This window comes from Cupriavidus sp. C3SS-1 (genome assembly GCF_057073755.1).
The window spans coordinates 30,219-43,088 of the sequence record NZ_CP172700.1 but is presented as its reverse complement, the minus strand read 5'-3'; the positions used below and the strand labels follow the sequence as shown (position 1 = coordinate 43,088).

The window sequence follows — 12,870 nt, the reverse complement described above, 5'->3', positions numbered from 1 at the left end:
TGCGTGGACATGTCCCGCCTCCGTCATTGCTGCGGCAAGCCGAGTACGTTGGCCTGTATTTCAGGATCGACGAAGCGCTCCAGCCGTTGCGGATAGACCGTGACCGTGATCTCGCACGAGCCAGTGCCGACGGTCAGCCCGAGCAGGTGGCCGCCGGCGCCCTGGAAGGTGCCGTCCGTCACCGTGCCGTGCGCGTGGATCGAAGGCTTGCCTTCCTTCCACGCGATGGAGCCGGTCATATTGGCCATCTCGACATTGCGGTACGTCTTCGGGTCGAACTGCTTGCGGCCGAAGTCGTAGAAGCCGAACGTCGCCTCCTGCATGAAGCCGATACCGACGAAGCTGGCGCTGGGGATCTTCTCTTCCCGCGCCAGTTGCTCGAGGTTCTGCAGCACGTTGTCGCCGTGCCGCAGCACCATCAGGTAGCCGGTCGGCGTCTTCATGTACTTGCCCTTGGCCTCCTGTGCCGCGGCACTTTGCGTGCCCATGCAGGAAAGGGTGAAGCCCAGCGTGATGAGCGATGCCACGCGCGCGATGAATGCCATGATGTCTCCAGATTTTTGAGTGTGAGCGCCGGCATGGCGGTGGCGGAGCGCCACCGGCCGGCGGATACCGACAGGGGAACGTTGCCGTGGCTAGACCAGCTTGCCGGCGTACCTTTCGAGCATGGCCCAGGTCTCGGCCGGGAATTTCTTCTGCCAGTCGCGGTAGAAGCCGGCCTGGCTCAGGTAGTCGCGGAAAGCCTTCACGTCCGGCTGGTTGAAGACCATGCCGCGCCCCTTCAACTCTTCGCGCAGGCGCGTATTGAGCGCATCCACGGCCTGGCGTTGCTTGACCGCGTAGGTATCGAACGTGGTGGCGGCGAGCTGGCGCAGGTCATCGGGCAGCGCGTTCCATGTGCGCAGGTTCGCAACGAGCCAGAAACCGTCCCAGACGTGCGACGTCAGAGAGCAGTACTTCTGCACTTCATAGAGACGCTGTGTGCCGAGGATGGTCAGCGGGTTCTCCTGCCCGTCCACGATCTTCGTCTGCAGCGCGGTGTACGTCTCCGCCATATTGATGCCGGCAGGCGCGGCACCGAAGGCCTTGAACATCGACGTGAGCGCCGGGCTCAGCGGCACGCGGATCTTGAAGCCGCTCAGGTCCTGCGGCGTGTTGATCTGCCGGTTGCTGCTGGTGACCTGGCGGAAGCCGTGGTCCCAGATCTTCGGCAACGGCATCAGGTTGACCTTCGTGAACGCGCCGCGGATGTGCGCGCCGAGTTCGCCGTCCATGGCCTTCCAGACGTGCTCGTAGCTCGGGAACGCAAAGCCGATGCCGCTCACGGAAGCGGCCGGCACCAGCGTGCCCCAGATCAGGCCCGCCGTGCTGACAAGGTCGATGGCGCCCGAGCGCACCTGCGACACCATGTCGGTGTCGCTGCCGAGCTGGCTGTTGGGAAATACGCGGATGTTCAGGCGGCCGTTGGAGAGCCGCGCAATCTCGGCGGCGGCAGCGGTCAGGTTGACCGTGGTCGGGTGCGTCGCGTCCAGCGCGATCCCCAGCTTGTAGTTGTAGGTCTGCCCCGCCGCACGCGCGGGGGCGTGGAGCATCAGGCCGGAGGCGGCAGAGCCCGCCGCCAGGGCAATACCCTGCTTGAGCGCCAGCCGGCGCCCGCTGTTGATACCGCTCATTCTTTGTCTCCTGCGGTCGGTCTTGTAGTGTCCTGCGCTGTCGCGCGGTGGCGGCCACCGGGGCCGCCTGTGGCAGGGTGCGCCTGCCGTGCCTAGGCCGCCTTCAGCGGCCGGCCGCTCAGGTATTTCGAGAAGCTGCGCGCGCCATCCCAGTCCTGGATCAGCGTCAGGCGGCGCTTCAGGAACAGCCCGTCGGCCACGCGTTCTGCGAAGGCCTCGAAGGTCTCGGTCGGATCGTCGATCTCGAACACGAAATAGACCTTCGCCTCTTCATTGGACAGCCACGGGCCCGCGAGCAGCTTCAGGTCGCCGGGCAGGTTATGCGGGCGCACGCCCTGTCGCAGGTTTCCGAGGAAGTCCACGACCCCTTGCATGGTCTTGGGCGACATATCGCGCAGCCACACTTCATTGAAAAACTTCGGCATGTTCGTTCTCCTTGTTTCGATGTGGATCAGGCGCTGGCGACGCGGTCGGTATAGGCCTTCATCTGGTCCCAGCCGGACAGCAGCGTCAGCTTGCGCCGCGCGAACAGGCCGCTGACCACGCGCTCGGCGTAGGCATCGAACATCGTCGACGGGTCGTCGATCTCGAAGATGAACATCACCTTGGCCTCCTCGGCCGAGAGCCAGGGGCCGGCGATCATGCGCAAATCGGGCGGGAGGTTGTCGGGCTTGGTGCCGACGCTCAGGTTGCCGAAGAAGGTCACGGCCTCTTCGATCAGTTCGGGCTTGATATCGCCAAGCCAGACTTCGTTCAGGAACAAGGGCATTGATGTCTCCAGTCATCGTTCTCGCCGCGTTTGGAAGGGTGCAGCGCGATGACCGAAGCATATGAAAACGCGAGACCGCGTCCTATGCGAAAAGCGAGATATCAGATTTTCCGGAGTAGCGGGATGGGCAAGCCGCAGGCCGGGCGGCATGTGCTAATGCCCGCGGCCTGTCCGGTGGAGGGGGAAGGGTATGTTGTGTGGAACGGCACCCGGCAGCATGCGCCGGGTGCCACATGGGCTACGCAAAGTCTGCGTAGCGGTCCGGATCATCGGGCATCGTCCACTTCGTGAACTCCGCCGCCTGCGGTGCATCGGGCGCATGTTGCGCGCCGTCCTGCGCCAGCTGCGCAACCTGCGCGGCCAGCGTGGACTGGGGAACGTCGATGACTTCTTCGCCATCTTCCGACCAGCACCTGAGTTTGACCGACATGGCAACCTCCTTCAGGTGATTCCAGGCATGCTCGGGCTCAGGGAAACCTGTACGCCAGGTTTTGACCCTAGGTCAGGTTGTTGACAATTCGTTGACAGGGATGGTTCCGACGAAATCGGCGGCGGCGCCGGCGTCCTATCCGGCACTCAAAGGCCGCTGGCCCAGCCCACAGCAGCGGCCACCGCCACCACGAGCCATGGCGGGAGGCGCCAGAATACGAGCGCCACCAGCGCCACCACGGCCAGCCCGAAATCAAGCGGCGCATGGACCGCGCTGGTCCACACCGGCTGGTACAGCGCGGCCAGCAGCAGGCCTACCACGCCGGCGTTCACGCCACCAAGCGCAGCCTGCGCGCGCCGGCTGCGGCGCAGGCTTTCCCAGAACGGCAGCACGCCGACCACAAGCAGCACTCCCGGCAGGAAGATGGCCACCAGGCACAGCAGCCCGCCAGCCCAGCCGGACGGCTCGATCTGCATGGCCGCGCCCAGGAAGGCGGCAAACGTGAACAGCGGGCCGGGCATGGCCTGCACCACGCCATAGCCGGCCAGGAACGCATCTCGTCCGACCCAGCCGCTTGGCACCACCGCCGCATCGAGCAGTGGCAGCACGACATGGCCGCCGCCGAAGACCAGCGCGCCGGCGCGGAAAAACGCATCGAACATCTGCAGGCCGCCCGCGCCCGCTTGCCGCGCAAGCAGCGGCAACCCGGCCATCAGCACGGCAAACAGCAGCAGCGCGGCAACGCCCGCGCGGTGGCTGACGGGCATTGGCAAGGGGTCATGCGCCAAGTCCGCTTGCGGGCGCATCAGCACGAGGCCGGCGATTGCCGTGGCGGCAATGACGGCCACCTGTATCCACGGGCCCGGCAACGCCACGGCCAGGCACGCCGCAATCGCCATGATGGTGACACGTAGCGTGTCCGGGCACAGGCTGCGCGCCATGCCCCAGAACGCCTGCGCCACCACCGCCACGGCCACCAGCTTGAGGCCGTGCAGCAATCCCGCCGGAACGGCCGCTCCCCACGCCGACAGCCCTTGCGCGAACAGGATCATGGCCACCGCCGACGGCAGCGTGAAACCGGTCCATGCCGCCAGCGCGCCGGCATAACCAGCACGCGACAACCCGAGCGCCACGCCCACCTGGCTGCTGGCCGGGCCGGGCAGGAACTGGCACAGGCCGACGAGGTCGGCGTAGGCGCGCTCGCTCATCCAGCGTCTGCGCGTCACGAACTCGGCGCGGAAGTACGCCAGGTGCGCCACCGGTCCGCCGAACGAGGTCAGCCCCAGCCGCAGGAACACCAGGAACACCGACAGCGCACCGTGATGGTGCGTGTCGTCGTTGTGCTCGCTGCTGTCGACTGCATCGGGTTGCGTCATCGGGTTGCGTGGCGGCGCTGCCATGCTTTCTCCTTGCCGGAACGTTGGGGATCCGCCAGTTGCGGACCGACGCCGATTGTAGGCGACGCCAGCAGCCTTCGCCGTGACGACGTCTGCACTTTTTGCCGTGGCAATAGACACTACCCCTTCCATGGGTGGTTTTACCCCAATCAAGTTAGCAGGACGGCCGCCGATATGGCGGTGACGGACGGCAAAAAGTCCGACACACCGAGCGTATGGAGGAAGCAAGGCAATGCTGCAAAACATGAGTCTGAGGAAAAAGCTACTGCTGCCACTGGTGCTGAGCTGGGTCTGCCTGCTTGGCATCACGCTGTGGAATGCGTGGGAGATGCGCGCGCTGCGCCTTGAGGAGCGCCGCCTGGACCTGGCCCACGTGACGGACACCGCGGTGTCGGTCGCGGCTGAATATGAAGCGCTGGCCCGGGCCGGCAAGTTGCCGGAGGAAGAGGCAAAGCAGCAGGCGGTGGCGCGCGTGCGCGCCATGCGCTTTGGCGCCGATGGCTACTTCACGCTGATGCGCTCCGACACGCAGGTGCTGATGCATCCGTTCAAGACCGAGATGAACGGCAAGAAGATGGAGGACACCAAAGACGCCAACGGCACCTACTTGTTCCGCGACATGGCCGCCATTGGCAAAGGCGCGGGCAAGGGCTTCGTCGAGTATCTCTGGCCCAAGCCCGGCGCCGCGGAGCCGCAGGCCAAGCTCAGCTATGTGGCGAACTTTCGCCCATGGGACTGGATCTTCGTCGCCGGCTTCTACCTCGACGACATCCAGGCCGAGTTTCGCGTCGCGCTGTACAAGGCGCTGGGCCTGCTGCTCGGCGTGGGCGCGCTGATGACCGTGGTCATGCTGCGCGTGGCGGGCAGCCTGCAGAAGCAGCTCGGCGGCGAGCCCGCGCTCACGTCGCAGATTGCCGCGCGCATCGCCGAAGGCAACCTGGCTACCCGCGTCGACGTGCGTCAGGGCGACGAACACAGCGTGCTGTTCGCCATGCAGCAGATGCAGTCTCGCCTGACCGGCGCGATCGGCAGCATTCGCGGCTCGGCGGACGCCATTGCGGGGGCGGCCAAGCAGATTGCCACCGGCAACTCCGACCTGTCGCGCCGCAGCGAGGAACAGGCGGCCTCGCTGCAGGAAACCGCGGCCAGCATGGAACAGCTCACCAGCACCGTGCGCCAGAGCGCCGACAATGCGCGCCAGGCCAGCCGGCTGGCCGAGGGCGCGTCCGAGATCGCGGTGCGCGGCGGCGGCATCGTCAGCCAGGTGGTGACGACCATGGGCGACATCAAGGACGCGTCGGGCAAGGTGGTCGACATCATCGCCGTGATCGAGGGCATCGCGTTCCAGACCAACATCCTGGCGCTGAACGCCGCGGTGGAAGCCGCGCGCGCCGGCGAACAGGGCCGCGGCTTCGCCGTGGTGGCCGGCGAGGTGCGCACGCTGGCGCAGCGCAGCGCCACGGCCGCCAAGGAAATCAAGGCGCTGATCGGCAACTCGGCGCAACGTGTGGCAGACGGCGCCGTACTGGTGGAAGGCGCCGGCAAGGCCATGGACGAGATCGTCGAGGCAGTCAAGCGCGTCACCGACCTGATGGGCGAAATGCGGGCCGCGACCGAGGAGCAGACCGGCGGCATCGAACAAGTCAGCCAGGCGGTGTCGCAGATGGACCAGATGGCGCAGCAGAATGCCGCGCTGGTCGAAGAAGCGGCGGCGGCGGCAGCGTCGCTGGAAGACCAGGCCGCCGCCCTGCACCACGCGGTGAGCCAGTTCAGGCTGGCGGGCGGCTGAACGGCCGAGGCCCCGCAACAGCGCGGACATGCTGCCTGCCTTGGCCGCGTCTATTATGGATCGCAGCGGGGGCCGCTAACGGACCCGGTTCGGACCCGGTCCGGACCCGGCCCGGATCAGCGCCGCCGCGATCCCTTCCACAAGCCGGAGCAGATCATGATGGCATTCCTTGGCACCGTGTTCGTTGGCCTGATCGTGGGACTGATTGCACGGGCCATCAAGCCAGGCGACGACAAGATGGGCTGGATCATGACGATCCTGCTGGGCATCCTGGGTTCGGTGGTGGCCGGCTTCATCGGCCGCTCGCTGGGCTGGTACCAGCCGGGCCAGCCCGCGGGCTGGATCGCGTCGGTAATCGGCGCGATCATCCTGCTGGTGCTTTATGGCATGGTGCGCCGCAGAGGCTGATCGACCTTAACGAGGTCCGCCGAAGCGGTGGCGCCTTCGGGCGCCGGCGCCTGGGCCTCGGTCCGCGGCAGGCGCATCTCCTGCGACCAGTCACGGCAGCGCAGCAGGGCCTGTTCACCGCCTGGCGCCGCCATGGACGCCACTTGCGGCGCCAGGTAGCGCAGCACCCGCACCGCCAGCGCGCTGGTGAAGCTGTAGCGCGCGGCATAAGGCTCCTTCACGTTCAGGGTCACGGTGCCGAAGAAGCGCTCGCCGAGCGTGAAGACGAAGGTGGCCGAACGATTGACCGAACGCGACGAGATCAGCCGCCCGCCCGGGCCATAGGTCTGGAAGCGCTGGTCGCCGGTACCGGTCTTGCCGGCGATCGGAATCGGCGCGCCACCCTTGCCCGGCGCCACGAAGGCGCCGGCAATCGACTTGGCCGTGCCGCGTTCGACCACGTCCAGCATCGAACGCCGCACCAGCGCCGTAATCTCCGGTGACAGCAGGCGCTTGCCCGGTTCGGGCTGCAGCACGTAGCGGCTCTCGTAGGGGGTATTGGCGGCGAAGTCCAGGCTACGCACGGTCGCCGTCTGCGTGGCCATGCCACCGCTCAGGATGATGCCGGCCAGTTCCGCGAGCGCGGCCGGGCGGTCGCCGGATGCGCCGATCGCGGTGGCGTAGGAAGGCGTGAGCGCGTCGAACGGATAGCCCAGCCGCTGCCAGCGCCTGGCGATGCGCTGGAAGGCCTCTTGCTCCAGCAGCGTGCGGATGCGGTTGTCCTGCCCGTACTTGCTGTGCGAGCGGAACAGCCAGCGATACACGTACTGGCGCTGGTCCTTGCTGGCGTCCAGGATCTGCGACAGCGTGGCGTCCGGGTTCTTGTCCATGTACTCGACCATCCACAGTTCGAGCGGATGGACGCGCGACAGGTAGCCGCGGTCATTGAGGTTGAACTTGTCGTGGCCGTACTTGCTGTACAGCGCCGCCAGGTCTTCGCCGGCGAGCTGCTTGGCCGTCATGTGCGCGCGCATGATGCGCTCGAAGTTTTCCTCGTCGAGATCCGGACGCGCGCTGAGCAGCGTCACGGACATGCGCACCGCCGTATAGTGCGGCGTACTGACGCGCACGCGGCTCAGCAACGTGGCCAGGCGCTGGTCGGCGTCCTTGCCGCGGTAGCGCTGGTAGAAGTTGGTCATGTAGGCGCTGCCTTCCTGGTCGGCGAAGCGCTCCAGGTAGACGCGCCGCTCTGGCGAGTTGCGGTCTTCGAAGATGTCGCTCATGTCCACCTTGCCGTGGAACAGCTCATAGCGCACGATGTCGCGCATCATGCGGATGAACACCAGGTTGACCGAGTGCTGGAAGCCCACGCGCACGGTCATGATGCGCTCGCCTTCCCAGCGCTCGAAGTTGGTGAAGCTCTGCAAGCCGCCGCCGGTGTAGAAGCCCTCGCCGGCGCTGCCCGAATACTTGCGCTCCATGGCGGCGTCCAGCATGGCCGCCAGCGTTCGGTCCTGCGGCGCGCGCGCCTTGGACAGGTAGTCGATCGCCCAGCGGCTGAGCGCGTCCGGCTTCGCCACTTTCACGCCGGCCAGCTCTTCCTTGCTCATGCCAACATAGCGCGCATGCAGCTCGCTCAGTATCTCGAGGTAGGTCACCAGCGTGCGCAGCTTGGCCGTGGAACCCAGGTTGAGCCGGGCGCCGCTGTTGATGTCGAACGGCTGGTCGATATTGTCGGCCTGCACACGCACCACGCTGGCGTTGCCGACCCGTTCGAACAGCGTGAAGCTCGCCATCAGCTTGGACGGATCGTCCTGGTCGCGCAGCAGGTTGTGGCCGTACAGCCCCATGGCGCGTGCGACGTTCTTGTCGCTCATGCGCAGCAGCGTATCCGTGACGACACGCTGCGCCTCGCGGTTGATGGTGCTGTCCGCGGTCAGGTCCAGGCGGTCCATGTCGTAGCGGCTGTCCACGCCGGTCAGGCGCCCGATGTCGGCGCGCACGCGGTTGACCGCCTTGCGCGTGACAAATGGCTCGCGCTCCGGCCTGGCCGGTGGCGCCGCCTTGTCCAGCGGCTGCCGCAACGCCGCATCGCGCAGTTCGGGCGTGATGATGCCGTTGGCCGCCAGCAGCCGCAGGTAGCTGCCGGTGAGCGCGTCGAGGTTGGTATCGTCGCGCCGCAGGTGATAGGACGGCCGGCGCTGCGAGATGATCAGCGACAGCGCGCGCTTGTACGCCTGCGCCTGGCGGTCGGTCGGCGCGCGCGAATCCGAATCCATCTGCTTCATCAGGCGGTTGGCTTCGCCGAAGTCCTCTCCGTACCAGACCCACAGCGCATCGCCGATCCCGTTGACTTCACCGAACCCGACCCGCGCCGACAGCGGCACGGTATTGAGGTAGTCCATCACAATGCGTTCGCGCGCACGCTGCGTGTCGGGGCCATCCATGTAGGCGCGCAGCGACGCGGAGGCCATCTGCCGGAATTTCTCCGGGATCGACTGGGTCCGGCCTTCGGGCGAATGCCGGTACTTTTCGATCTGCGTGGCGAGCGTACTGCCGCCCGGCGAATCGTGCGAATGGTCGGCCAGCCGGATCGCGCGGTCGATCACCGCGCGCGACAGCCGCTTCCAGTCCAGCGCCGGATTCATGCTCGGGTATTCGGGATTGAGCAGGCCCTGGTTCTCGACGAACAGCAGCGAACTGACCAGCACGGGAGGCACGGCCGCGAAATCGTCGTACTGGCGCTGCGGATAGCGCTCGAACGCCAGCGTCATGCCGTTGCAGTCGCGCAGCACCAGGCCGGCCTGGTTCTTTTCACGGTAAGGGGGAAAGATGCCCTGGTCCATCAGCCGGACCATTTCGGGCGACATGCGCGCCTGTTCGGCCGGCACGTAGCCGCGCGCGCCCAGGCGCTTGGCAAACAGCGGCAGCCGGCCATAGCCCATGCGGTCGTCGTACGGTCCGGAATGCGGGAAGCGGATGCTGTCGCTGGCCCCGGGCTGGACGTCGAAGGTCAGTTCGCTGGCAAAGCGGCCAAGGTAGCGCGCCTGCCATTGCGAATTGCGCACTTCATTCGAAACAAGGCTGAACACGACATACCCGCCCCCACAGAGGGCGACTGCCAAGCCAGCGAAGATCCAGCCACGTCGTGCCACGTTTTGGCCATCCCGTTCTTCTACCGGCACTCTCGGCGCGGTCTTCACGCCGGTCCCGAGTGCAAGGGCAGCGGGTTTCCTATCGGGGAACCCGCTCTAACTGAATATTAGTAGGAACGGGCGCGCAGTGCTGTAGGAGCAAGACGCTTTGCGCGACTGTTGCCACAGAACATCGCCAGCCGCGGGCCACGCATTGTCCACTTGATCGCTGGTGTCAGGCGGATGGCGCTTCGGCGACGCTTACCGGCCGGCCCGCGAACGGGTAGTTCGGATCGTTGTAGCCATGCGTCGAGGCATGTCCCTGCGGAACGAGACCATCGACCAGGCTCTCTTCTTCCGGCGAAATGGTCACGTTCAGCGCGCCGAAATAATCTTCGAACTGCGCCAGCGTGCGCGGTCCCGCGATCACGGACGAAATAATGGGGTTGGCCAGCACCCACGCCGTGGCAAACTGTCCCGCCGTGAGGCCGCGCGCCTCGGCATGCTTCTTGAGCAGTTGCGCGATCAGCAGCGATTCCTCGCGGAACTCGGTCTCCATCATGCGGCGGTCGGCGCGGCCCGCGCGCGTGCCGGTGGCGGGCGCCTGGCCCGGCAGGTACTTGCCGGTCAGCACGCCGCGCGCAATCGGGCTGTACGGCACCACACCCAGGCCGAAATGTTCGCACGCCGGCAGGATTTCCACTTCCGGCATGCGGTTGAGAAGGTTGTAGTACGGCTGGCAGGCCACGGGGCGCGGCACGCCGAACTGGTCGCACAGCCGAGCGATCTCCGCAATGCGCCAGCCGCGGAAGTTCGACACGGCCCAGTAGCGGATCTTCCCCGCGCGCACGAGGTCACCCATGGCGCGCACGGCTTCCTCCAGGTTTTCTTGCGCGTAGTCGCGATGCAGGTACAGGATGTCGAGATAGTCAGTGGCCAGGCGGCGCAGGCTCTCCTCGACTTCGCGCAGGATCCACACGCGCGAATAGTGCGAATGGTTGGGACCCGGCTGCATGGGGTTGCCGAGCTTGGAAGCTAGCACCCAGTCGTGCCGGCTGTCTGTCAGCAAGCGTCCTACCATCTGCTCGGACGCGCCCTTGCTGTAGACGTCGGCGGTGTCGACGAAATTCACGCCGTGCTCGCGCGCGCTGCCGACGATGCGCGCGGCTTCGGCTTCATCGGTCTGGTCGGCGAACATCATGGTGCCCAGGCACAGTGCGGAGACCTTGAGGTTGCTGGCGCCAAGGCGGCGGTAGGGCATGTCGGGCGTGGCAATGGCAGGCATGGAGAGTTCCCTGTGGGGTGGATCGATGTCCGGATTGGTTAGATTCGCGGCAGTGTGCCGGCCTTGCATTTTGCCGTGATTGCGTGAATCGCGCAGGCGGGCGATATGAAATCCCCATCGCCTCCGCGCAGCCGATGTTCACCATGAATCGAGCCGGCGATTTGCGCCGAGATAAGTGGTGTGACATGCAGCCCTTACACATTCTTACAGCAGTGATGCGGCAACTTGCATAGCCTTGAAACGCTCCGGGCAGCAACGTCGCGCTGCAACATTCCCGGGGATCAATGGCGTTCGCGCCTCGCTCTTCCTGCTCGCACGACTCACTGCGGTGCGCATTGTGGTGATGACGCGGGAAACTCCAGGACCGGCTGGCCCGGTCCGATACGCAGGTCCGTTCCGTGCCGAGACAGGCTCCGGGACGCGGTGCATAAAAAAATGTGTTGGGGGATGACGACTGCGCTTGCGCGCCAGCCTGCGGGCCACGCGCGCCGACAGCGCTCGCCCATGCTGCCCGGTGCCTGCCGAGGTGGCGCGGACCAGCTTTATTTGCCAGAGGAAACCATGGACAAGAAGCCCGAGAAGCCGGACCCGAAAAATACCAGGCACTTGTTGCCGACGAAGACGCCGCAGTCGCGCCTGTCTCGGCAGGAAGAAGCGCTGGTGCGCCGACGAAGCCGCGAGATCGGCCTGCGTCCGCTGTGGCAGATCGCCCCGCGCCTGGCCAGCTACGGGATGGTCGCCTTCATCATCTGGATCATCCTGTCGGTGATGTTTCCACCGGTGTTCAACCGGTCTTCGGAACGCGCCGTCGTCAACAGCCCCGTGAATCTTGTGACCACGCCCGTCGAAGGCGTCATCACGCGCCAGACGGTCGCGGTGGGCGGCACGTTTGCAGCCGGACAGCCGCTCATGACGCTGCAGAACTCCAACCTCGACCGCGCGCTGCTGACGGAGCTGACCGGCAAGCAGCTCGACAACCAGACGCGCCTGGAAGCCGCCAGGGCCAAGCTCGCTTCGGACCAGGCCCGTCTCGCATCGACGGGCCAGGACATCCAGCGCTATCAGTCGGCGGCGCAGCGCGAACACGCGGCGCGCGTCAAGGGCATCGAAGCGAAGCTGGCCGTCGCGCGCCAGCAGATCGACCAGCAGGAAGACGTGGTCAACCGCAACCAGGCCATGCAATGGGCCGGCGCGGTCAGCGAGGCCTACACCAATGCGTCGCGCAACCAGCTGACCGTGCTGTCGGGTCAGCGTGATGCCATCCAGGCCGAACTGGACAGCGCGCGCGGCAGCAGCGAAGCCGCGCGCAGCAAGGTCTACATGAGCAGCGCGGACGGTGCCGTCGGCGCGCTGGTGCAGCGCCAGGACGAACTGCGCGCCAGCATCGCGCAGCTGCAGTCCGAGATCACGCAGCTGCAGGAGTACGGCGCGTCCGTCGACAAGATGGTCAGCACCGAACAGGAACGGCTGGAGCGCGTGTCCAACCTGGAGATCAAGGCCTATACCGGCGGCGTGGTCGAAGACGTGCTGGCGCCCCCGGGCACGCGTGTCGCCGCGGGCGCCACGCTCATGCGCACCACCACCTGCAGCCAGCCGCGCGTGGTTGCGGTGTTCCCGCGCAGCCTGAGCAAGGACCTGCTGCCGGGCGCCCGCGTCACGGTGAAGGTGGATGGCGTCGCCAGGCCCGTACCGGGCTCGGTGGCCGAGGTCCTGCCGCGCGCCCCCGACGGCGACCAGGCGCGCTATTTCGTGCCGTTCCCGCCGATCGAGAAGAACGAGGTGTACCTGATCGCCCGCCTCGACAAGCCGCTGCCGGACCTGCCCGCGACCGGCACGCACCAGACCGACCGGTGCGCACTGGGGCACTGGGCCAAGGTCAGCCTGGACCGCTCCTGGCTGCGCAGCCTGATCTGATCCGATCAACCCAGGGTGGAACGAGCGCCCGCAGGATGGAGTTCACCGTGCAGCGTTATCCGATTCCACGCTTGCCCGCCCGCAGTCCGCCG

11 protein-coding genes are annotated in these 12,870 nt (G+C 66.4%); 3 read left to right on the top strand and 8 right to left on the bottom strand.

Features of this window, described 5'->3' with window-relative positions:
• Positions 1 to 23: 23 nt before the first annotated feature.
• From ACIGJC_RS16140 to chrA, 6 genes are all read right to left on the bottom strand, one after another.
• Positions 24 to 545 (bottom strand): PPC domain-containing DNA-binding protein, encoded by a 522-nt coding sequence (locus ACIGJC_RS16140; protein WP_483712966.1) that lies wholly within the window; start codon positions 543 to 545, stop codon positions 24 to 26.
• A 90-nt stretch (positions 546 to 635) separates the two neighbouring features.
• Positions 636 to 1,673: a TRAP transporter substrate-binding protein gene (locus tag ACIGJC_RS16135; protein WP_483712964.1), complete on the bottom strand. Its 1,038-nt coding sequence runs from the start codon at positions 1,671 to 1,673 to the stop codon at positions 636 to 638.
• A gap of 92 nt (positions 1,674 to 1,765) precedes the next feature.
• Positions 1,766 to 2,098 (bottom strand): hypothetical protein, encoded by a 333-nt coding sequence (locus ACIGJC_RS16130; protein WP_483712962.1) that lies wholly within the window; start codon positions 2,096 to 2,098, stop codon positions 1,766 to 1,768.
• 26 nt (positions 2,099 to 2,124) lie between these two features.
• Positions 2,125 to 2,442 (bottom strand): hypothetical protein, encoded by a 318-nt coding sequence (locus ACIGJC_RS16125; RefSeq protein ID WP_224080921.1) that lies wholly within the window; start codon positions 2,440 to 2,442, stop codon positions 2,125 to 2,127.
• 238 nt (positions 2,443 to 2,680) lie between these two features.
• On the bottom strand, positions 2,681 to 2,872 hold the full coding sequence (locus ACIGJC_RS16120; RefSeq protein WP_483712960.1) for a hypothetical protein: 192 nt from the start codon (positions 2,870 to 2,872) through the stop codon (positions 2,681 to 2,683).
• Positions 2,873 to 3,018: 146 nt separating this feature from the next.
• Entirely contained in the window at positions 3,019 to 4,272 is a 1,254-nt protein-coding gene (gene chrA / locus ACIGJC_RS16115) for a chromate efflux transporter (RefSeq protein ID WP_483712958.1), read from the bottom strand.
• 229 nt (positions 4,273 to 4,501) lie between these two features.
• Between chrA and ACIGJC_RS16110 the strand changes: the two genes are divergently transcribed.
• Positions 4,502 to 6,058: a methyl-accepting chemotaxis protein gene (locus tag ACIGJC_RS16110; protein ID WP_483712956.1), complete on the top strand. Its 1,557-nt coding sequence runs from the start codon at positions 4,502 to 4,504 to the stop codon at positions 6,056 to 6,058.
• Positions 6,059 to 6,214: 156 nt separating this feature from the next.
• On the top strand, positions 6,215 to 6,466 hold the full coding sequence (locus ACIGJC_RS16105) for a GlsB/YeaQ/YmgE family stress response membrane protein (RefSeq protein WP_483712954.1): 252 nt from the start codon (positions 6,215 to 6,217) through the stop codon (positions 6,464 to 6,466).
• Here the strand turns inward: ACIGJC_RS16105 and ACIGJC_RS16100 are convergent.
• Together ACIGJC_RS16100 and ACIGJC_RS16095 are read right to left on the bottom strand one after the other, a co-directional pair.
• Positions 6,439 to 9,600: a transglycosylase domain-containing protein gene (locus ACIGJC_RS16100; RefSeq protein ID WP_483712952.1), complete on the bottom strand. Its 3,162-nt coding sequence runs from the start codon at positions 9,598 to 9,600 to the stop codon at positions 6,439 to 6,441. The genes ACIGJC_RS16105 and ACIGJC_RS16100 overlap by 28 nt on opposite strands.
• A 214-nt stretch (positions 9,601 to 9,814) precedes the next feature.
• Complete coding sequence (locus ACIGJC_RS16095) at positions 9,815 to 10,864, bottom strand: aldo/keto reductase (protein WP_483712950.1); 1,050 nt, start codon at positions 10,862 to 10,864, stop codon at positions 9,815 to 9,817.
• A gap of 561 nt (positions 10,865 to 11,425) precedes the next feature.
• On the opposite strand from ACIGJC_RS16095, the gene ACIGJC_RS16090 reads away from it, so the two are divergent.
• On the top strand, positions 11,426 to 12,778 hold the full coding sequence (locus ACIGJC_RS16090; protein WP_483712948.1) for an HlyD family secretion protein: 1,353 nt from the start codon (positions 11,426 to 11,428) through the stop codon (positions 12,776 to 12,778).
• Positions 12,779 to 12,870: the final 92 nt, after the last annotated feature.

Bases quoted from the DNA above. Each gene is read 5' to 3' on its own strand.
- ACIGJC_RS16140 (WP_483712966.1), bottom strand. From the start codon at position 545: ATGGCATTCATCGCGCGCGTGGCATCGCTCATCACGCTGGGCTTCACC.
- ACIGJC_RS16135 (WP_483712964.1), bottom strand. From the start codon at position 1,673: ATGAGCGGTATCAACAGCGGGCGCCGGCTGGCGCTCAAGCAGGGTATT.
- ACIGJC_RS16130 (WP_483712962.1), bottom strand. From the start codon at position 2,098: ATGCCGAAGTTTTTCAATGAAGTGTGGCTGCGCGATATGTCGCCCAAG.
- ACIGJC_RS16125 (WP_224080921.1), bottom strand. From the start codon at position 2,442: ATGCCCTTGTTCCTGAACGAAGTCTGGCTTGGCGATATCAAGCCCGAA.
- ACIGJC_RS16120 (WP_483712960.1), bottom strand. From the start codon at position 2,872: ATGTCGGTCAAACTCAGGTGCTGGTCGGAAGATGGCGAAGAAGTCATC.
- chrA (WP_483712958.1), bottom strand. From the start codon at position 4,272: ATGGCAGCGCCGCCACGCAACCCGATGACGCAACCCGATGCAGTCGAC.
- ACIGJC_RS16110 (WP_483712956.1), top strand. From the start codon at position 4,502: ATGCTGCAAAACATGAGTCTGAGGAAAAAGCTACTGCTGCCACTGGTG.
- ACIGJC_RS16105 (WP_483712954.1), top strand. From the start codon at position 6,215: ATGATGGCATTCCTTGGCACCGTGTTCGTTGGCCTGATCGTGGGACTG.
- ACIGJC_RS16095 (WP_483712950.1), bottom strand. From the start codon at position 10,864: ATGCCTGCCATTGCCACGCCCGACATGCCCTACCGCCGCCTTGGCGCC.
- ACIGJC_RS16090 (WP_483712948.1), top strand. From the start codon at position 11,426: ATGGACAAGAAGCCCGAGAAGCCGGACCCGAAAAATACCAGGCACTTG.